Source organism: Herbaspirillum sp. C7C2, from assembly GCF_022627865.1.
In the GTDB taxonomy this organism is placed as follows: Bacteria; Pseudomonadota; Gammaproteobacteria; order Burkholderiales; family Burkholderiaceae_D; genus Herbaspirillum; species Herbaspirillum frisingense.
In genome coordinates this window covers 1-21,184 of record NZ_JABXGI010000007.1, presented here as the reverse complement: position 1 = coordinate 21,184, position 21,184 = coordinate 1, and the positions used below count along the sequence as shown (strand labels likewise).

The window sequence follows — 21,184 nt, the reverse complement described above, 5'->3', positions numbered from 1 at the left end:
CCAGCGATGTGAAGGATTGTGCGCGCAGTCTTTGTTGAGAAAAATGCCGTTACAATCAAAGAATATTTGATCCGGAGTCAACAATGAATATCCAGTCCGAGGAATTGCGCACCTTCGTCGCCGTGGTCGAGGCCGGCACCCTGTCGGCGGCGGCCGAAGTGCTGGAGCAGACCACCTCCGGCGTGAGCCGCGCGCTATCGCGGCTGGAAGAAAAACTGGGCGCCAGCCTGCTGACCCGCACTACCCGCCGCATGGAGCTGACCGAAGAGGGCGGGGCCTTCCTGGAACAGGCCCGGGCCATCCTCGCAGCCATGGAGCAGGCTGAAGAAACGGTGCGCATGCGCACCCGCAAGCCGGTCGGCAAGCTGCGTGTGGACGCAGCCGTCCCTTTCATGCTGCACTGTATCGTTCCGCATGTCGGTGCGTTTCGCGAGGCCTATCCGGACATCGAACTGGAGCTCACCACCAATGACCGCTTCATCGACCTGGTGGAGCAGCGTGCCGACATCGCCATCCGCATCGGCGAGCTGCAGGACTCCACCCTGCATGCCCGTCCCCTCAGTTCGGCGCGGCTCAACATCGTCGCCAGCCCCGCCTATCTGGCGCGGCACCCCGCGCCGGCCTCGGTGGAGGCGCTGGAGCAGCACCAGCTGATCGGCTTTTCGCAACCGGACATCCTCAATCATTGGCCCCTGCGCCACAGCGCCGGCGACCGCTACCAGACCCGGCCGGCCTTGCGCGCTTCCAGCGGCGAGACCATCCGCCAGCTGGCGCTGACGGGGCAGGGCATCGCCTGCCTCTCCAGTTTCATGACCGACGACGATATCGCGGCAGGACGGCTGGTGCGCCTGTTGGCGCAGAACGATAGTGGCTTCCGCCAGAAGATTTCAGCGGTCTACTATCACAACACCCAGCTGTCGCGCCGCATCAGCTGCTTCCTCGATTTTTTGCAGTGCAAGCTTTAAATCGGAAACGTTTTGCCTTAAACCAAGTCTGAGCGCCAACATTGCCGCAAGGGGGAAACGACCTGTGGCCGCCATCACACGAACTTGATCCGGAGAGAACAAGATGAAGCAAATACCCACCGGTAGGGCTGCAGGTCGCCCATGGATCACCCACTGGCCGCGGCAGGTCCGTCGCCTGCTGCCGGCTGCGCTCGCCCTGGGGGCCGCGCTGCTGCTGCCGGCGCCGTCCGCCAGCGCCGCCGCTGCCAGTGTCCAGACCTTCTCGCCCCAGGGCGAAGTCCAGCGCATCCGCCAGGTAAGGGCGCGCTTCTCCGAAGCCATGATCAAGTTCGGTGACCCCAAGGCTGCCTCGCCCTTCGACGCCGATTGCGCCGTGGCCGGCACTGCCCGCTGGGCCGATGAGAAGAACTGGGTCTATGACTTCGAACGCGACCTGCCGCCCGGTACCCGCTGCAGCTTCACTCTGCGCAGCGATGCCCGCTCGGCGGCGGGCAATGCGGTGGCCGGCAAGACCCGCTTCCAGTTCAGCACCGGCGGACCGGTCGTGAGCCGCGTACAGCCTTATGACGATGCTCGCATCACTGAAGACCAGGCCTTCATCCTCTATCAGAATGGCCCGGCCACCGAAGCCTCGGTACGTCAACACCTGTACTGCGAAGCCGAGGGTATCAACGAGCGCATCCCTACCAAGGCAGTCGGTGAGTCCGACCGCAAGGCCTTGCTGCAGCAGTTCGCCAAGGGCGTCGATCCGGCCTCGGTGACCATCGTCCAGTGCCAGCAGCGCCTGCCCAATGAAGCGCACGTCAAGCTGGTCTGGGATCGTGGTATCGCCGCCGCGGCCGCACCGGCCATCGTTACCAGCAAGCCGCAGGTCTTCAGCTTCCAGGTGCGTAGCGAATTCACGGCCAGCCTTTCCTGCCAGCGCGAAAACGCCAATGCCGCCTGCTCGCCCATCCTGCCGGTGACCATGTCGTTCTCGGCGCCGGTACCTCGCAAGCTGGCCGAGCAGATCGTGATGAACGCCAGCACCGGCAAGATCAAGCCCACCCTGGACGGCGACAAGGACGCCGCCGTGCGCGAACTGCGCTTCAAGCCGCCGTTCCCGGAAAAATCCGAGTTCAGCATCAGCCTGCCTTCCGGTTTCAAGGACGAAGATGGTCGCACGCTCTCCAACGCCGCCGCCTTCCCGCTGAAATCGGCCCTGGCCGATTTCCCGCCGCTGGCCAAATTCCCGGCCGCGCCCTTCGGCATCATCGAACTCAACGCCGATCCCACGCTGCCGGTGACCCTGCGCCGGGTCGAAGCCGGCTTGCAGCTGCGCGGCAAGGATGGTCGCGCCATGCCCGGCAAGGTGGCCGATCTCAAGGTCGATGGCGACCAGGCGGTGATCGCCTGGCTCACGCGCCTGAACAAGTATCACGAGAAATGGGGCGACCCCAAGAAGGTGGATTCGCGCAGTGTCAGCCTGCTGGCCAAGGAGCCGGGCGCGAAGAAGCTGGACCTGCCCGCGCAGAAGGATGCCAAGGACGGCGAGTGGCCCTTCGAAGTGATCGGCATCCCCTTGAAGGACCCCGGCTTCTACGTGGTCGAACTGGAATCGCAGAAACTGGGGGCCTCCCTGCTGGGCAAGCCGCAGCCCATGTACGTGCGCACCAGCGCGCTGGTGACCAACATGGCCGTCCACGTCAAGCTGGGCCGCGCCAACGGCGCCGTTTGGGTGACCCGGCTGGACGACGCCAGACCGGTGGCCGACGCCGAGATCCGCGTCGCCAATTGCGAAGGCACGTCGCTCTGGCAGGGCAAGACCAATGCCAATGGCGTGGCGATGATGCCAGCACTGGAGGACGCCTGCGCCCATCGTCCCTACAGCGAGGACAATGCCGACAGCATCAATGGCCTTTTCGTCAGCGCCCGCAAGACCGACGAACGCGGCCGTCAGGACATGGCCTTCGCCCTGACCTCCTGGAACGACGGTATCGAATCCTGGCGCTTCAACCTGCCCACCGACATGGACCGCGCCGCCACCGTGCGCGCCACCACCATCTTCGACCGCAGCCTGTTCCGTGCCGGCGAAACGGTCTCGATGAAGCACGTCATCCGCAGCGAGACCCTGCAAGGCTTCGGCCTGTTGCGCAAGGAAGACCTGCCCACCCGCGTGCGCGTCAGCCATCTGGGCAGTGGCCAGCAATTCCAGTTTCCCCTGACCTGGCGCGGCAACAAGAGCGCCGAGACCAGCTTCGTCCTGCCGCGCGAAGCCAAGCTGGGGACCTATGAAGTGGTGCTGGACCAGGGCAAGGTCGATACCAGCGCCAGCACCAGCACCAGCACCAGCACCAGCGCAAACGAGGGCGAGGCCGAAGACGGCTACGGACGCGGCACCTATGTCACCGGCAGCTTCCGCGTGGAAGAATTCCGCCTGCCGCTGATGCAGGGCCGCATCACGCCGCCCAAGGGCGCCCAGGTCGCCATCAAGGAATTGCCGCTGGACCTGCAACTGAACTACATCAACGGCGGTGGCGCGGCCAACCAGACCGTGCGTGTATCGTCGCTGCTGCGTTCGCGCGGGGTGAACATCGCCGGCTACGATGGCTTCTCCTTCGACGCTCCGCGCAGCGATGATGACAGCACTGCCGACGACCAGAAGATCGTCGCCGACAAGCTCGCCGTCACCCTCGACAAGAACGGCAGCGGTCGCGCCGTCATCGGCAAGCTGCCAGTGCTGCAACGCCCGCAGGAACTGCTCACCGAGATGACCTACAGCGACCCCAACGGTGAAGTGCAGACCATCTCCAGCGTCACGCCACTGTGGCCATCGGCGGTGGTGGTGGGCCTGCGCACGGGCAACTGGGTGTCGGTCAAGAAAAAGCTGACGCTGACCTCCGTCACCCTCAATACCGCCGGTCAGCCGCAGGCCGGTGTGCCGGTGGAAATCCGTGGCCTGGCGCGCAAGACCAATTCGCACCGCAAGCGCATGGTGGGCGGCTTCTACGCCTACGAAAACGACGAGAGCAAGCAAGACCTCGGCAAGCTTTGCGCCGGCAAGAGCGACCAGCACGGCATGTTCACCTGCGACACCGAACTTTCCGAGGCCGGCAATGTGGAACTGATCGCCAGCGCCAGGGATGGCAACGGCAATGCGTCCTCGGCCCGTTCCTCGGTGTGGGTCACCGGGCGTGGCGAAGTCTGGTTCGATGGCGAGAACCAGGACCGCATCGACATCCTGCCCGAGAAAAAGAACTACCAGCCCGGCGAGACCGCCACCTTCCAGGTGCGCATGCCGTTCCGTCACGCGACTGCGCTGGTTGCCGTGGAGCGTGAAGGCGTCATCGATACCCGCGTGGTGCAACTGTCCGGCCAGGACCCCACCATCAGCGTGCCGATGAAAGCCGAGTATGGTCCCAATGTCTATGTCTCGGTGCTGGCCGTGCGCGGTCGCATGCGCGAGGTGCCGTGGTATTCCTTCTTCGTCTGGGGCTGGAAGGAGCCACTCAACTGGTGGCATGAATTCCGCACCTATCAGGGACCCGGCCCCATCGTCGATCTCTCCAAGCCGGCATGGAAGTTCGGCATCGCCGAAGTCAACATCGGCGATGCCGGCCATCGCCTGCAGGTGGCGGTGACGACCGACAAGCCCACCTATCCCATCCGCGCCATCGCCAAGGTGCAAGTGCAGGTGAAGCTGCCCAACGGCAAACCGGCCGCCGGGGGCGAATTCGCCCTGGCCGCCGTCGATGAAGCCCTGCTGGAGCTGCAGCCCAATGGCAGCTGGGATGTCTTGCGCGCCATGCTGCAACGACGCAGCTATGGCGTGGAAACCTCCACCGCGCAGATGCAGGTGGTCGGCAAGCGCCACTACGGCAAGAAGGCCACACCGGCCGGTGGCGGCGGTGGTCGCGCCCCCACGCGTGAACTGTTCGACACCCTGCTGGTATGGAACCCCAACGTTACCCTGGATGCAGAGGGCAGGGCGCAACTGGAGGTGCCGTTGAACGATGCACTGACCTCCTTCCGCATCGTGGCCATCGCCGAGAATGGCGTCAGCGATTTCGGGACCGGCAGTATCAGCATCCGCTCCACCCAGGATGTGCAGGTCATCTCCGGCCTGCCGCCCCTGGTGCGTGAAGGCGACAGCTTCAACGGCAGCGTCACCGTGCGCAATACCACTACCCATGACATGACCCTCAAGGTCAGCGCACGTGCGCAGGGCAGCGCGCCCGCCAGCACCCTGACGCTGCCCGAGCGCGACATCAAGATCGCGGCCGGGCAGTCGGCCGAAGTGATGTGGCCGGTGCAGACACCGGAAGGCATCAATCAGCTGGCCTGGGAAATCAGCGCCCAGGAGCAGGGCGGCCAGAAGGCCAAGGACGCCATGAAGTTCAGCCAGCGCGTGGTACCGGCGGTCCTGGTGACGGTGCAGCAGGCGACCCTGTTCCAGCTGGACAAGAGCGCCGCCCTCAGCGTCTCCCGCCCGGCCGACAGCCTACCCGGACGCGGTGGCCTGGCCATCTCGCTCAAGCCCAGCCTGGCCGGTGGCAGTGATGCGCTGACCCGCTACTTCGTCAACTACCCCTTCGCCTGCCTGGAGCAGAAGACCTCCAAGGCCATCGGCCTGCGCGATGAAGCGGCGTGGCAGAAGATCGTGGCCGACCTGCCGACCTATCTCGACGGCGACGGCCTGGCCTACTACTTCCCGCCCAGCGACAGCGGCGCGCGGCGTGGCAGCGACACGCTCACCGCCTACCTGCTGGCGGCCACCAACGAGGCTGGCTATGCCATCCCGCCCGCCAGCCGCGACAAGATGCTCGACGGCCTGGCCGGCTTCGTGGAGGGCAAGGTGATGCGCGAGTTCTGGTCGCCGCAGAAGGACCTGGACGTGCGCAAGCTGGCCGCGCTGGAAGCCCTGTCGCGCTACAACCGCGTGCAGCCTGCCATGCTCGGATCGATCCAGATCAACCCCAACCAGTGGCCCACCTCCGGCCTGCTGGACTGGATCGCCATCCTGCAGCGGGTCACCGCCATCCCCGAACGCCAGAAGAAGCTCGACGAGGCCGACCAGATCCTGCGCGCCCGCCTGAACCTCCAGGGCACGCGCATGGGCTTCTCCAATGAAGAGGGCGACTACTGGTGGTGGCTCATGAGCAGCGGCGACGCCAATGCCAACCGCCTGATCCTGCTGGAACTGAACAACCCCGCCTGGCGCGACGACCTGCCGCGTCTGGTGGCCGGCGCCATCGGCCGCCAGCAGCGCGGCCACTGGAGCACTACCACCGCCAACGTCTGGGGCAGCCTGGCTCTGGAGAAATTCGCCCGCAAGTTCGAATCCGAACCGGTCACCGGCAGCACCCGCGCCACGCTGGAGCAGGGTGGGGGCAACACTGCCGCTACTGCCACCAGTGCCACCCAGAGCCTGGCCTGGAGCAGCGCCGCCAACGGCGGCAAGCTGCAACTGCCCTGGCCGGATGGCAATGCGCAAGGCGGCAGCGTGCGCTTTACGCAAGAGGGCAATGGCAAGCCCTGGGTCACGCTGCAAAGCCTGGCCGCCGTCCCCCTGAAACAAGCGTTCGCGGCCGGCTACCGCATCAGTCGCAAGGTCGAGGCCATCGAGCAGAAGCAGGCCGGCGTCTATACCCGTGGCGATGTGCTGCGGGTGACGCTGGACATCGATGCCCAGAGCGAGATGACCTGGGTCGTGGTCAGCGATCCGGTGCCGGGCGGTGCGACCCTGCTGGGTTCCGGCCTGGGGCGTGATTCCACCATCGCCCAGGGCAAGCAGGACAGCCCGCGTGATCGCGGCATGGGCTGGCTGGCCTACGAGGAACGCAGCTTCGAAGCCTATCGCGCCTACTACGAGTCCATGCCCAAGGGCCGCACCAGCATCAGCTACACCGTGCGCCTGAACAATGCCGGCGAATTCAACCTGCCGCCCACGCGGGTGGAGGCCATGTATGCACCGGAAATGTTTGGCGAAGTGCCGAACGCCAAACTGGTCGTCAAGGCGGCACCGTGATCGCCAGCGGCATGCCCTGGTCCCGCGCCGGCGCAGGCAGTGCGCTGGTGCTGGCCTTGCTGCTGCCGGCCAGCGCGGGGGCAGTGCCTTCGTTTGCCGAGGTACAGCGCGACTTCCTCCCCTCCGAGGCCAGCCTGCTGGACCGCAACGGCGAACTGCTGCAGCGCCTGCGTGTGAACATGGACGAACGCAAGCTCGCCTGGGTAAAGCTGGAAGATGTTTCGCCCGCCCTGCGCCAGGCCCTGATCGCCTCCGAAGACCGGCGTTTCTACCAGCACAGCGGCATCGACTGGAATGCCGTCGCGGCCTCGGCCTGGGGCAATCTCTGGAATACCCGGACCCGCGGCGCCTCCACCATCACCATGCAACTGGCGGGTTTGCTCCATGACGACCTGCGCCGCAAATCCGGTGCACGCACGCTGACGCAGAAGGTCTCGCAGGCGTGGATCGCGCAATCGCTGGAACGCAGCTGGCGCAAGGACCAGATCCTGGAGGCCTACCTCAACCTGGTCTCCTTCCGGGGCGAGCTGGTGGGTGTGCATGCCTTGTCGCGCGTCATGTTCGGCAAGCACCCCAGTGGCCTGGATCAGGGTGAAGCCGCCATCGCGGTCGCCCTGATCCGCGCCCCCAACGCCACCCCGCGCCGCGTGGCCGAGCGCGCCTGCGCCATCCTCAAGGAGCAGGGCGCTGCCGAACAATGCAATGGCATGGATGGCCGCACCGAACTGGTCCTGGCCCGTGCCGCCGCCAAACGCGACCTGCCGGGCGCCAGCGATGCACCGCAGCTGGCCCCCCACCTGGCGCGCAAGCTCTTGAACACGCCCGGCCAGCAAGTGCGCTCCACGCTGGACGCGCCCTTGCAGCGCTTTGCCTCGCAAGCCCTGCGCCATCAACTGGCCGGCCTGGCCGAACGCAACATCGAGGATGGCGCCATCATCGTCATCGACAACGCCACCGGTGAGGTGCTGGCCTGGGTCGGCTCCAGTGGCAGCCTGTCGGCGGCCGCCAATGTCGATGGCGTGGTCGCGCAGCGCCAGGCCGGCTCGACGCTCAAGCCTTTCCTCTACGAACTGGCGATCGAAAAAAGGTGGCTCACGGCGGCCTCGCTGCTGGACGATTCCCCCGTCAACCTCGCCACCAGCGCCGGACTCTACATCCCGCAGAACTACGACAAGCAATACAAGGGGTTGGTCAGCCTGCGCACCTCGCTGGGTTCTTCCCTGAACATCCCCGCCGTGCGCACGCTGGTGATGGTCACGCCGGAACGCTTCTTCCGCCGCCTGCAGGCACTGGGCTTCAACCTGCGCGAGAGCGGCGACTACTACGGCTACAGCCTGGCCCTGGGCAGCGCCGACGTGACCCTGGCCAACCTCGCCAATGCCTATCGCGCATTGGCCAACCAGGGCCGCTATTCCCCCTTGCGCATGCGACTGGATGACGCCCGCACCGCGCCGCGCCCGGTACCGGTGATGGACGCCGATGCCGCCTACATCATCGGCGACATCCTCTCCGACCGCAGCGCCCGCGCCCGCACCTTCGGCCTGGAGAACGCGCTGTCCACCCGTATCTGGACCGCAGTCAAGACCGGCACTTCCAAGGACATGCGCGACAACTGGTGCGTCGGCTATTCCTCGCGTTACACCGTCGGCGTGTGGGTCGGCAATGCCTCCGGTGCCCCGATGTGGGATGTCTCCGGCGTGACCGGCGCCGCACCGGTGTGGCAGGAGGTGATGCAGTACCTGCATGAACGCGGCCGCGGCAGCAGTCGGGATGCCCGCAATAGCCCGCCGCAGAAGCCGGCCGGCGTACAGGCCCAGACGATACGTTATGAACAGAATGTGGAGGCCGCGCGCACCGAATACTTCCTGCCCGGCACGGCGCAGTCCGAGATCCGCATCGCGCACGCGCGCGAAATCCGTCCCGCCATCACCTATCCGACCGCCGGCATGCTGGTAGCGCTGGACCCGGATATCCCGCCGGCACGCCAGCGCATCCGCTTCCGCGCCCAGGGTGCGCCGGCTGGCAGTCGCTGGGTGCTGGACGGCAAACGCATGCCGGAGTCGGTCATGCAGGCAGGGCGGGTCAAGGCCCAGAAGGTGGCTGCTTCATCGCAGCAGAACGATGTGGAAGAACTCGGTTTCGACTGGATGCCCTGGCCGGGCCGGCATGTGCTGGCCTTGCAGGATGCGTCGGGCAAGGAGCTCGATAGTCTGCGATTTGAGGTGAGGGGGGCCGTTGCACGCGGTGACGGCCAGGAGATTCGGCGGGAGCGCCGGTGAAGTTGTGCGAATCGCCGGCATGTTGCTCATCGATGGATTTTCAGCGCAGAGGTGAGAAGAAGGCTTCCATCATGTGGCTGCGATGACACAGTGGCGAGTTGCGCTTAAGAATAGTGCTGGATAAATTTACAGTAACAAAAAAATCTTGCAAAATAGTAGTTTGCAAGAAAATTGAGGGTTCAAATGACTTCGTCCTCATCTATCTCATCGCGTATCCGCTACCTACGCGAGCGCCGCGAACTCAGTCAGGAGGCGTTATCCGAGCAGGTCGGTTTCAAGGATCGGCAGACCTTATCGAGTATCGAAAACGGCCACCGCAAGGTCGATGCGGCTGAAGCGGTCGCCATCGCCAAGGCACTGGGGGTGAAAGTGTCCTACTTCACGGATCCTTTCGAACTTGCCGGGGAGGGGCGATTTTCTTGGCGCCAGCGCGATGTTGCCACCGAGGCTCTGGATGCCTATGAAAACAAAGCCGGACGTTGGTTGGCTGCGTACCGGCACCTGGCCCGACAGCTCGGCCGGAGCGTCAATTCGAAGATGCTGCGTGTGGCACTGGATAAGAAAAGTTCGTTTGAAGAAGCCGTTGCCGAAGGCGACGCCGTGGCACGCGCTCTGGAGCTTGGCGATGTCCCAGCGCAGCGCCTGTCTCAGGTACTCGAAGAACTATTGGGGACGCTGGTTCTTTATGTGGATACCGAGCCCGGTATTTCCGGAGCGGCCTGTCAGTTGAGTCAGCTCAATTGCGTATTGATCAATCGTGGCGAGCCGCAGGCACGGCAGGCTTACGATCTGGCGCATGAACTTTTCCATCTTTTGACCTGGGAGCAGATGCCGCCACAGCGCATAGAGGGCGATATCCCCGACGCCTCCCACAAGAGGGTGGAGCAATTGGCGGAGAATTTCGCATCGGGCCTGTTGATGCCTACCGCCGTGATGGAGCGCATGCTGCGGGCCGAGCCCTTGCCAGCGGAGGAGGAAACTTATTCCAGATGGATCGCCGCGCATGCTGAACGACTGGAGGTTAGCGCATCAGCAATGATGTGGCGCCTGGTGAATATGGGGGTGATCAGTGTGGCTGCAGCCAAGCGGCTTTCGGAGCGCGGCCTGATCGCAGGCTCGTCGAGGAGGCAGCCTAAACCCGCTGCGCGGTTCAGTCGCGTCTTCATCGAGGTATTGCATGCGGCGTTGTCGGATGGCCTGATCTCGGTTCGCCGGACGGCCGAGGTCCTCCAGATGCCGATCGAGGACCTTGCCGCGCTGTTCGCCGAGCATCGACTGGATGCCCCCTTCGACCTGTAGGAGGCGTATTTTGCTCAAGCCCCCGAATGTCGTGCTTGTCGATACCAATGTGCTTATTGAGGCCCATCGAACGGGCTGTCTCACTGCCATTGCAGGGGCATTTTCCTTGCACACCGTAGAGGCCGTGATCGTGGAAACCCAGACGGGTTTTCATTTGCGAAGAAAGACCCAGACCATTGATGAGAAGTGGCTACGTGATCACATGCGGCACATTGCCACTATTTCTGATGAGCAGCTTTTTGTCTTTGACGAGCAGCATGGAGAGGTTGGCTTGCACGATGGGGAAAAAGCGCTGGTTATCTACGCCGAGACCCTGATGGGGAAGGACGTCTGGTACCTGAACAGTCCCGATAAGGCGACAGTACGGTATGCGGTTGGCCGTGGCTGGAATGACCGGCTCATTTCGCTGGAAGCGATGTGTGAGCGTATCGGTGTTCGTCCCAAGGAATCCTTCGCGGGCAATTTTACGGAGCGCTGGCTTGGTCAAGCGAAGACGGATATGGCGTTGGCGCTATTGACGAAGGGATGATGGCTGAGTGACTGCGCAGGCGCTTTGCTCGTGGTCCCCAAAACGCAAAAGGCCGGTCGATTTTCATCGACCAGCCTTTTATGTTTTGCTGCGCACTGAGGCACTCGGTCACGTCCCGCGACCCCGTCTGGCCTTGCAGGGCCAGACCTTCTCGTCCCTCCCGCAAAGAGCGCAGGCGCTTTGCCCGTGGGCCCCAAAACACAAAAGGCCGACTGACTTGCGTCAATCGACCTTTTTTGTTTTGGTGCCCACGGAGGGACTCGAACCCCCACACCTCGCGGCACATGGACCTGAACCATGCGCGTCTACCAATTCCGCCACGTGGGCCTTTTCGCAGCAGCAATCAATCCGCCGTGCTTGAAAGAGGCTGCATTCTAATGGCATTTTTCTTCGCCGTCACTACCTAATTTCAATTTTTTATCCCTGCTGTTTCCACCCGGCGCAGGTTGCACTGCTGCGACTGCGTGCGCGTCGTCCAAGCCTTCAACACCCCCCCCTTCAGCCGGATGCGATTCCGGCGAGACACCCACCTTCCCACGCCCATTTCCCTACCGAATTTTCAGGCAGGGGTTCTTGCGCAGCCTCAATCCTTCACTAAATAGTTTACACAAGGCAATTCTTTGGCTATATTGCATACGTATGCAAAGCAGCTCAAGTCAGCTTTGCATACTCCCTCTCAAAACCACAACATCAACAGGAGACCACCTTGAGGATCCATGCTGCTCTCGGCATGGCTGCGCTTTCGCTCGGCCATTTCGCTACTTTCGTCCAGCCCGTCCAGGCCCATGAAACGTCCAACATCGTCATCTATGGCCTGGTCGATTCCGGGCTGAGCTACTACAGCAACAGCGTCGCGCTCAATGGCGGCCAGATTGCAGCATCCGGTTCGGCGCTGCGGCTGGATAACGGCATCGCGGCCGGCAATCGCGTCGGCTTCTCCGGCAGCGAAGACCTGGGCGGCGGCATGTCGGCCGTCTTCAAGCTGGAAAATGGCTTCGACGCGGCCAAGGGCAGCATGGGGCAGGGCGGTCTGCTGTTCGGACGCCAGTCCTATGTGGGACTGAACACGGCCGCCGGCTTGTGGGCCATCGGACGCCAGTACGACTTCATGTTCGATTACCTCAACCTGATGGGGTATACCAACGCCGGTCACAACAACATCGGCGCCAGCGGACAGGGCCTGGATGGCATGAGTGCCATCGCTGCGACGGCACAGCTGGGCAATCACACCTACGGCGCGCGGGTCAACAATGCGCTCAAGTTTTCCAGCAACAGCTTTTCGGGTTTCCGTTTCGGGGCCTTGCTGGGATTGGGTGAGCAGGCCGGTTCGCAGTCGCGCGGCAGCAGCGCGCAGGCAGGCCTGAACTATGGGCAGGGCAACCTCCTCATCGGCGCGGTGGCGGGCGTCTCCAGCGTGCCGGGCAGCGACAGCCAGTACGCCACCAAGCGACTGGCCGGCGCGGGTGCCAAGCTGACGTTGGACAAGCTGGCCCTCTACGGTTCCTACACCCAGGTGCATTTCGACGGTCTGGTCAGTTACGCGGCACGCGGGATCAGCTGGAAGGGCGCGCGGGTGGACACGCTCGATATCGGCGCCGATTACCAGTTCACGCCGGTGGTCAATGGCGGTCTGTCCTGGCAGCACCAGACCCGCAACAGCGATCTGGGTGCGGCCGATCAGGTCACGGCTTCACTTTCCTATTCGCTGTCCAAGCGCACTTCGCTCTATTCCACCGTGGCTTACCAGCATGATCGCGCCTTCGGTGCATTGAACGTGTTCGGCGCCGGCACACCGTCGTCCAATGGGGTGCAGGTGGTCTCGCGCGTGGCCATGCGCACGGCCTTCTGAATGGCCCAGGGGAGGAGTCGAACATGAAACAAGATCGTCGAGGTTTCCTGCTGTCGTCCGCAGCCATGCTGGGGGCAGGTGCAAGTGGCAGCCTGCCGTTGCTGGCGCGGGCACAACCGCAAGCGAACGGGGTGACGCCGGGCAAGCCCTTCAAGGGTGTCGAGCTGAATGTGCTGACCGTGGTGGCGCCGCAGTTCCGCGCCCATGAGGCGCGCCTGGCGGCCTTCGAGGAGTTGACCGGCATCCGCGTCAAGTACCAGTACGTGCCCTTCACCAGCATCCGCGACAAGCTCACCGCCGAGATGGTGGCCGAGAACGGCGACTACGATGTGGTCTCCGTCATGGATGTCTGGGCGCCCTCGCTGAAGAACCTGCTGCATCCGCTCAACGACGGCATTCGCGACAAGGGCATCGACATGACGCGCTATCCCGATGCCTACCTGCGCGCCAGCCGCAACGAGTCCGGCTATATCGGACTGCCCATTCGCGGTCACGTGCAATTGCTGTTCTATCGCAAGGATGTGCTGGCCGATCTCAAGCTGCCCGTCCCCAAGACCTGGGCCGAGGTAGTGAAGGTGTCGCAGGCTATCCAGGCCGGTGCCGGCATGCCGGGCATTGCCATGTACTACGGCAAGAACGCTGGACAGAACCTGATGGTGTGGTTCGACTTCCTGTGGGGGCGCGGTGGTGAGCTGCTGGATGCGCGCAACCAGCCCGCCTTCCATTCGCCGGCCGGCATCGCAGCCACCCAGGATTACCTGGACCTGATGTTGAAGCACAAGGTCACCCCGGCCGGTTCGGTCAGCTTCAACGAGACTGATGCCGTCAATTCCATGGCCCAGGGCAAGTGCGCCATGTTGCCCACCTGGTGGTGGCGTTACCAGGGGCTGACGGATGCCAAGTCCTCCACGCTGTCGCCGGAGAAGGTGGGCTTTGCGCCCATGCCGGGCTACCCCGGTGTGGCCACGCCGTCCCACACCAACCTCTGGCTCTACGGCATCGACCGCCATTCGAAGAAGAAAGCGGCAGCCATGGAATTCCTGGCCTGGCTGACCCAGCCTGCCATCGAGAAATCCCTGCTGCTGGATCCGGCCCAGCACGAGATCGTCAGCGTGCAGAGCGCCAACCTGGCCGACCCCGCCGTCAATGCGCTCTCGCAGGGCATGCACAAGATGGCTGGCGAGGTCTTGAAGAACGCCCGCGTGCTGCCGCTCATCCCGCAGTGGCCGGTGATCTCCGACATCCTCGATACGGCGATCTCGAAGATGGCGCTGGGCACCGTCCCGGTCAAGGAGGGACTTGACGACGCTGCCAGAAAGGTCCGCAAGCTGGTCTGACCCAGTCTGACCTGGCCTGCCTGTCCTCCTCCCGGAGGGCAGGCAGCCCTGCCGTGGCGGCCAGGCCGGCCGTCCCAACCTGATTCCAACCCCGTTCCATGAAAAACAATCGTCTGGCGTACTTGCTGATGCTGCCGGCGCTGCTGGTCATCGCCGTCACTACCGTATTCCCCTTGCTGTATTCCCTGGCGCTGTCGTTCCGCAGCTGGAAGCTGTCGTACTCGTCGGCGCCCGGACCCTTCGTCGGCCTGGACAACTATGCCGAGCTGCTGGCCGGTGATTCCGAATTCGTCGCCTCCATTGCGACCACGCTGTCCTTCGTCGGCATCGACGTGCTGGCGACCTGCCTCATTGCGCTGGGTTGCGCCTTGCTGTTGCGTCGCGCCGGCCGCGTGACCTCGGTGGCGCGCGCGCTGCTGATGCTGCCCTTCGTGATGAGCCCGGCGCTGATCGGCATTTCATTGCGTTTCTTCCTCAACCCGGAATACGGCGTCATCGCCGCATCGCTGGGCAAGCTCTTTCCCGGGCTGGCCAGTCTGATCTGGCTGGCGCATCCGGCCTGGGCCATGGTGGCGCTGGTGATCAGCGATGTCTGGCACTGGGCGCCCTACATGACGCTGATCCTGCTGGGTGGCCTGGCTTCGGTCCCCAAGGAGACCGAAGAAGCGGCCGCCGTCGATGGCGCCTCGCCCCTGCGCATCTTCGTCGATATCACGCTGCCGCAGCTCAAGCCGGTGGTGGCGGTGGTGATCCTGCTGAAGACCGTGTTCGCACTCAAGGCCTTCGATGCCGTCTTCGCCCTCACCGATGGCGGGCCGGGCAATGCCACCACCACGCTCGCCTACCTGGTCTACCAGATCGGCTTCAAGTACTACGACATGGGCTATGCGGCGGCAGCCGGCTATGTCCTCACGGCGGTGATGCTGGTGCTGGCCGGCTTCTACATGCGCCTCGCTTTCAAGAAAGGAATCTGAATGAGCAAGCCCTGCAACCCCGGCGTCATGACATCGCGGCTGGCGCGGATCGGCGGCTTGATCGGCGTCTACGCCATCATCGGCTGCATCCTGCTGCCCATCCTCTGGATCGTGCTGACGTCCTTCAAGACCCCGCGCGATGTCTACACCCTGCAGCTCTGGTTTACCCCCACCTGGGACAATTTCAGGACCGTCTTCGCCGCCCCCTGGCATCTCGGCGACAAGCTCGCCAACAGCCTCTGGGTGGCGCTGGGGACGGTGCTGGTGGCGATCCCGCTGGCCGTGACGGCGGCCTATGCGTTCTCGCGTTTCCGCTTTCCCGGCCGGCAGGCGCTGTTCGTGGGCATCGTGGCCTCGCAGTTCATCCCGGCGGCCATCGTGGTGCTGCCTTACTTCCTGATGTTCAAGCAGCTGGGGCTGCTCGACACCCGCAGCGCATTGGTGATCGTCAACCTCTCCATCGTGTTGCCGTATTCGATCTGGATGATCAAGGGCTTCATCGATGCCGTCCCAGTGGATATCGAAGAGTCCGCCATGATCGACGGCGCATCGCTGGGCCGCATCATCGCCACCATCGTCGTTCCCACGGCGCTGCCGGGCATCATCACCTCGGCTGTCTTCAGCTTCACGCTGACCTGGAACGAGTTCATCTTCGCCCTCATCACCTCCAAGCAGAACGCGGTCACGCTACCCATCGCCCTGGTGGCGCTCAGGACCGAGCGCGGCGACCTGTGGGAGCTGATGGCGGCGGCCGGCATGATCATCGCGCTGCCCATGTTCCTGCTGTCGATGACGGTGCAAAAACAATTCATCAAGAGCCTGACCCAGGGTTCGGTGCGATAGCGCACCCCCTATCAGCCCAGCCAATATCAAGAATGGAGAAGACAGAATGACCACGCTGCGCCTGCAAGGCATAGACAAGAAATGGGACGGCTTCCATGCCGTCAAGAATCTCGATCTGCAGATCGAGGACCGCGAATTCCTGGTCCTCCTGGGGCCGTCCGGATGCGGCAAGACCACCACCATGCGCATGATCGCTGGGCTGGAAGAGCCGACCTCCGGTGACCTGTATTTCGACGCACAACGCGTCAACGGCATCGCGCCGCGCCTGCGTGACGTGTCCATGGTGTTCCAGAACTACGGGCTCTATCCGCATATGACGGTACGCGACAACATCGCCTATCCGCTCAAGCTGCGCCGCCAGCCGATGGCCGAGATCGAAGCCGCCGTGCAGCGCGCCGCCGGTCGGGTGGAACTGCAGCACCTGCTGCAGCGCCGGCCGGCCGAACTCAGCGGTGGCCAGCGCCAGCGCGTGGCCCTGGCGCGTTCCATCGTGCGCAAGCCACGCGTGTTCCTGATGGACGAGCCCTTGTCCAACCTTGACGCCAAGCTGCGCGGCACCATGCGGGCCGAGCTGCGTCACCTGGCGCGGGAGCTGGAGGTGACCACCGTCTATGTCACCCACGACCAGGTCGAGGCCATGACCCTGGCCACGCGGGTGGCCATCATGAAGGAGGGCGTGCTGCAGCAGATAGATACGCCCGAAAACATCTACAACCGTCCCGCCAACGCCTTCGTGGCTGGCTTTATCGGCTCGCCGGCGATGAACCTGTTGCACGGCGACGGCGACCAGGACCGCTTCCTGGTCGGCGGTGGCCATGTGGTGGCGGTGAAGCCACCGCGCGCGGGCAAGCTGATCCTGGGCGTGCGTCCCGAGGACGTGCAACTGGCCAGGGAACCCGGCACAGCCAACCTGCTGGGCGAGGTCTATGCCTTCGAACTGCTGGGGGACAACACGCTGGTGACGGTCAAGCTGGAGGGCCAGTATTTCGTGGCCAAGCTGGAAAAGGGCGAACGCGTGAAGGAAGGCGACCCCATCGCCTTCTGCATCCGCCCGGAACGTCTCTACTGGTTCGACGCCGAAAGCGGCGACCGCATCGATCAATGAGGCAAGACCAACGACACAGGATCACAGACACAGGATCAACGACACAGGAACAATGAGATGAGCATCTATCTGACCCAAGAACAAGCCGAGGCACGCCATATCCGGAAGACACAATACGTCTCCTGCGACGAGGCCTTCCTGGATTGCCGCCTGCCGGGCTCCATGCCCAAGGAAAACTATTCCATCATCGGCCCCGGCGTGACCCAAAGCGCCAGCCAGGTGGTGAACCTGAAGGAGCCGCACGGTTTCAACATCGGCGCGGCCGCCATGCCTCACGGTGTGACCAACAACCTGCACATCCACTTCACCAGCGAAGTATTCATCTGCACCCGTGGCGAGTGGTTGCTGCGCTGGGGACCGCGAGGCGAGGAGGGCGAGTATGTGCTCAAGGCCGGCGATATCGTCTGCCTGCCGACCTGGATCTTCCGCGGCTTCACCAATGTCGGGCCGGATGACGGCTGGCTGTTTTCCTGCCTGGGCGGGGACGACACCGGCGGGGTCATCTGGAGTCCGGATATCATGGGCCAGGCCAACGAGACCGGCCTCTATCTGGCCGAAGACAACCAGCTCATCGACCGCCGCGCCGGTCAGACCCTGCCCCTGGGTTTGAAGTGGATGGCGCCGTTCCCGGCGGAGGAAGTGGCGCGCCTGCGCAAGGTCTCGCCGGAAGAAATGCGAGGCCGTGTCACCACCGCCGAGGACCGCGCCTTCAGCAGTCACGCGCTGCTTGATGCCTGCCTGCCCGGCCATGCCAGCCAGCTGGCGCCGGTGATCGGCTATGGCATCACCCAGGACCGCAACCAGCGCCCCCGGGTGCAGGACCCGCAGGGCTTCTCCATCGAATGGATGCGCTTGCCACCCGGGCAGGAGGCCGGCCCCTTCCTGATCAGCCAGAAGATGGTGGTCATCTGCATCCGGGGCAGCGTGCGCGTGGCCTTCAATGAAGATGCCTCCAGCGTGGTGGAGCTACAGGAGCAGGACACCCTGTCCATCCCGGGTGAGGTCTGGCGCTGCTTTGCCAATGCCTCCGGCAGCGATGTCGAACTCTTGCTCATCTGCGCCGGTGACGAGCGCAAGCGCCCGCGCTTCACCGAAACCATCCAGGTGGCCGTCGGCGCCCGTGGCGTGGCGCTGGATGCCAGCGACTACCTGTGCCGCACCGAACTGATGCCCAGCACCAGTCACTGGCTCAAGTGATGTCCCTTATCCCGATACGAAAGGAAACCGCATGCGCCCCAACGACTTGAGGAGCAAATCGGAGAACGGCCTGCCACTGGTCAACGCCTGGCTCTCCATTCCCAGCGCCTATGCCGCCGAGGTGGTGGCAGCCCAGGGCTTTGATTCGGTCACGGTCGATCTGCAGCACGGCATGATGGACTTCGCGCAGGCGGTCGCCATGCTGCAGGCCATCAGTACCACCCAGGCGGTGCCCCTGGTGCGCAGTAGCAGCGCCGAGCCCAGCCACCTGATGCGCCTGCTGGACGCCGGTGCCTATGGCGTCATCTGCCCGCAGGTCGACACGCCGGAGATCGCGCGCCAGTTCGTGGCGGCGTGCCGTTACCCACCCATGGGCAATCGTTCCTTCGGGCCGGCCCGGGGTCTGCTGTATGGCGGCCCTGATTATTTCGACCACGCCAATCACACCGTGCTGACGCTGGCCATGATCGAATCGGTGGAGGGCATGCGCAACATGGAAAGCATCATGGAGACCGATGGGCTCGATGGCATCTATGTCGGCCCCAATGACCTCGCGCTGTCACTGGGCGAGCGACCGGGCGCTAGCTTCGCGCCCCGGGTAGAGGAGGCCATCGCTGTCATTCTGGAAGCGGCACGCAAACGCAATCTGATGACCGGTATCTTCTGCGCCGATGGCGACAGCGCGCAGGCGCGGCTGCAGCAGGGTTTCTCGCTGGTCACCCCGGGCAATGACGTGGGTAGCCTGGGTAGAGAATTGCGACGGCGTCTGGAACGCAGTCGCGGTGGACGCAGTCTCTCCGGGCATGCTCTCCAGCCGGCTGCGCGGGAGGGCGGAGGAGCCGGTGGCTATTGAAGCAAGGCACGGCGGCGCGGCGGGTGCCTTGCCGCTGGTGCTGCTGCCCGGCACGCTGTGCGACAGCCGCATCTGGCTCGCGCATGTGGCTGCGCTGTCTCGACAGCGCGAGGTCATCGTGCCGCAGATCGGGCTGGAAGTCAGCTTGAGCAGCGAAGCCAGCCGTTTGCTGGCAATGCTGCCCCGGCGTTTCGCGCTCGGCGGTTTTTCGCTGGGTGCGATCCTGGCCTTCGAACTGGTGCGCCAGGCCAGGCAACGGGTGGCAGGCCTGTGCATCGTGTCATCCACCGCCCGTGCCGATGCGCCGCGCAACCTGACGCTGCGGCGCCTGCAGCTGGAACGCTTCGAGGCTGGCGAGGTGCAGGCACTGATGGAGCAGGAGATGTTGCCCGGCTATTTCCATCCGGGTGCTGATGCCGAGAGCCGACAGCGCTGGAGCGAACGGGTGCTGACCATGGCGCGGGAGACGCCGGCGGCGGTCTTCCGCAACCAGGTCCGCTACGCCATCAGCCGGCCCGATTCCATGTCCACCCTGGCCGCCATGCAGGTGCCGGTACAGGTGCAGTGCGGCCAGAACGACCAGCTCTGCCCGCCGCAGCGGCAGGCCGAAATGGTGTTCGTACGCAGTGGATGTTCGCTGGTCAGGGTCCCGGACTGCGGTCACTTTCTCCCCATCGAGGCAGAGCGTTCCAGTATCATCTCGATGGAAAAATGGCTGGATTGCGTACGCAACGGGATACCTGAACAGGCGGCATGAACAACGAAGCAAAGAAAATCGACAGCGCGGCCGACGGTGGCAAGAAGCTCGACATCGCCCGCGCTCTGCCCACCTCCAAGGACGTGGCCAGGCTGGCGGGGGTCTCGCAGTCGGCTGTCTCGCGGGTGTTCACACCGGGCGCATCGGTCTCGGACGCCACGCGTGAGCGGGTGCAGGCCGCGGCCCGTCAACTGGGCTACAAGCCCAATGCCTTTGCGCGTGGCCTGATCACCCGTCACTCGCGCCTGATCGGCCTGGTCTTCCCGCAGCAGGCCACACCGATCTATTCACTGGCGCTGGCGGAGTTTTGCCAGCGACTGCACCAGGCCGGCTACCAGACCCTGATCGTCACGGCCGAGAATTTCAGCAATGCCGATGAAGCCGTGCGCACCTTCTTCGATTACCAGATCGAAGGCCTGGTGGTGGCCTCCGCGACCTTGTCCTCCAGCCTCGCGCGCGAATGCGCGGAGCAGGGGCTGCCGGTGATCCAGTTCGCCCGCCGCGAGCGCGATCCCAGCATCAGCGCGGTGTTGAGCGACAACCAGCATGGCGGCAAGCTGGCCGCCAGCACGCTGGTCGCCGCCGGTTGCACCTCGCTGGCCTACATCGCCGGCAACCCGGGTACCTCCACCAATGAAGAACGCTTCCGGGGATTTGCCGCCCATCTGAAGAAAACGCAGGTGCAGGTGCCGCTGGTGATCGACGCCGCATTTTCCTACCAGGACGGCTGCGCCGCCGCGCATCGCCTGATGCAGGAAGCACCGCGTACCGATGGCGTCTTCTGCGCCAGCGACATGATTGCCCTGGGCTTCATGGATACCTTGCGCAGCGCCTATCGGGTGCGCATTCCTGAAGATATCTCGGTCATTGGCTTCGACGATGCGCCGGAGGCAAGCTGGGCTTCCTATCAACTGACCACCATCCGCCAGGATATTCCGCGACTGGTGCAGGAAACCTGCGACCTGTTGATGGCGCAGATGGAGCAGGGTGGTGGTGCACCGGTGATTCGCGAGCTTGCGGTGAAACTGGTGATGCGGGGGACGGTGAGGGCGAGCACGGCATAGCGGGAATTGGCGAGGGCGCAGGCGCTTTGTTCCTGTGCCCCAAAAGAAAGGTTCATCGCAGATTTCCGGGGAACGCGGCTTTGATTTTGAGGAAGAAGTACTCCTCATCTCGATAGCCGTATGCCT

14 protein-coding genes and 1 tRNA gene are annotated in these 21,184 nt (G+C 64.0%); 14 read left to right on the top strand and 1 reads right to left on the bottom strand.

From position 1 onward, the window contains the following. The first annotated feature begins 83 nt into the window (after nucleotides 1-83). The 5 genes from HWE04_RS12005 to HWE04_RS11985 all read left to right on the top strand — a co-directional run bounded on the left by HWE04_RS12005 (nucleotide 84) and on the right by HWE04_RS11985 (nucleotide 11,079). Entirely contained in the window at nucleotides 84-965 is an 882-nt protein-coding gene (locus HWE04_RS12005; RefSeq protein WP_241812544.1) for a LysR family transcriptional regulator, read from the top strand. A gap of 103 nt (nucleotides 966-1,068) precedes the next feature. Then, a complete protein-coding gene (locus HWE04_RS12000; RefSeq protein WP_241812543.1) occupies nucleotides 1,069-6,972 on the top strand; it encodes an alpha-2-macroglobulin family protein in 5,904 nt (1,967 codons plus the stop codon). An 11-nt stretch (nucleotides 6,973-6,983) separates the two neighbouring features. After that, nucleotides 6,984-9,251 carry a penicillin-binding protein 1C gene (gene pbpC, locus HWE04_RS11995; protein ID WP_241812626.1) on the top strand — a complete coding sequence of 756 codons (2,268 nt, stop codon included), beginning with the start codon at nucleotides 6,984-6,986 and terminating at the stop codon, nucleotides 9,249-9,251. Nucleotides 9,252-9,434: 183 nt separating this feature from the next. Beyond that, a complete protein-coding gene (locus HWE04_RS11990; protein ID WP_241812542.1) occupies nucleotides 9,435-10,550 on the top strand; it encodes an ImmA/IrrE family metallo-endopeptidase in 1,116 nt (371 codons plus the stop codon). Between the two features lie 10 nt (nucleotides 10,551-10,560). Beyond that, the gene (locus HWE04_RS11985; RefSeq protein ID WP_241812541.1) at nucleotides 10,561-11,079 is read left to right on the top strand and encodes a hypothetical protein; all 519 of its coding nucleotides are present in this window, start codon (nucleotides 10,561-10,563) and stop codon (nucleotides 11,077-11,079) included. Nucleotides 11,080-11,321: 242 nt separating this feature from the next. Here the strand turns inward: HWE04_RS11985 and HWE04_RS11980 are convergent. Next, nucleotides 11,322-11,406: transfer RNA gene (locus HWE04_RS11980), tRNA-Leu, on the bottom strand. A gap of 379 nt (nucleotides 11,407-11,785) precedes the next feature. On the opposite strand from HWE04_RS11980, the gene HWE04_RS11975 reads away from it, so the two are divergent. From HWE04_RS11975 to HWE04_RS11935, 9 genes are all read left to right on the top strand, one after another. Beyond that, nucleotides 11,786-12,928, top strand: coding sequence for a porin (locus tag HWE04_RS11975; RefSeq protein WP_241812540.1), 1,143 nt, complete (start codon nucleotides 11,786-11,788; stop codon nucleotides 12,926-12,928). A gap of 23 nt (nucleotides 12,929-12,951) precedes the next feature. Next, nucleotides 12,952-14,265, top strand: coding sequence for an ABC transporter substrate-binding protein (locus tag HWE04_RS11970; RefSeq protein ID WP_241812539.1), 1,314 nt, complete (start codon nucleotides 12,952-12,954; stop codon nucleotides 14,263-14,265). 98 nt (nucleotides 14,266-14,363) lie between these two features. Next, nucleotides 14,364-15,239 (top strand): carbohydrate ABC transporter permease, encoded by an 876-nt coding sequence (locus HWE04_RS11965; RefSeq protein WP_039875269.1) that lies wholly within the window; start codon nucleotides 14,364-14,366, stop codon nucleotides 15,237-15,239. Continuing rightward, entirely contained in the window at nucleotides 15,240-16,082 is an 843-nt protein-coding gene (locus HWE04_RS11960; protein WP_241812538.1) for a carbohydrate ABC transporter permease, read from the top strand. A 46-nt stretch (nucleotides 16,083-16,128) separates the two neighbouring features. Continuing rightward, nucleotides 16,129-17,187 (top strand): ABC transporter ATP-binding protein, encoded by a 1,059-nt coding sequence (locus HWE04_RS11955; RefSeq protein ID WP_241812537.1) that lies wholly within the window; start codon nucleotides 16,129-16,131, stop codon nucleotides 17,185-17,187. Between the two features lie 57 nt (nucleotides 17,188-17,244). After that, entirely contained in the window at nucleotides 17,245-18,384 is a 1,140-nt protein-coding gene (locus HWE04_RS11950; protein ID WP_241812536.1) for a hypothetical protein, read from the top strand. Nucleotides 18,385-18,415: 31 nt separating this feature from the next. After that, the gene (locus HWE04_RS11945) at nucleotides 18,416-19,237 is read left to right on the top strand and encodes an HpcH/HpaI aldolase family protein (protein ID WP_241812535.1); all 822 of its coding nucleotides are present in this window, start codon (nucleotides 18,416-18,418) and stop codon (nucleotides 19,235-19,237) included. Beyond that, nucleotides 19,227-19,994, top strand: a complete 768-nt coding sequence (locus HWE04_RS11940; RefSeq protein ID WP_241812534.1) for an alpha/beta fold hydrolase — start codon at nucleotides 19,227-19,229, stop codon at nucleotides 19,992-19,994. The genes HWE04_RS11945 and HWE04_RS11940 overlap by 11 nt, the downstream gene beginning before the upstream one ends. After that, on the top strand, nucleotides 19,991-21,058 hold the full coding sequence (locus HWE04_RS11935; protein ID WP_241812533.1) for a LacI family DNA-binding transcriptional regulator: 1,068 nt from the start codon (nucleotides 19,991-19,993) through the stop codon (nucleotides 21,056-21,058). Before HWE04_RS11940 ends, HWE04_RS11935 begins: the two co-directional genes overlap by 4 nt. Nucleotides 21,059-21,184 lie beyond the last annotated feature (126 nt).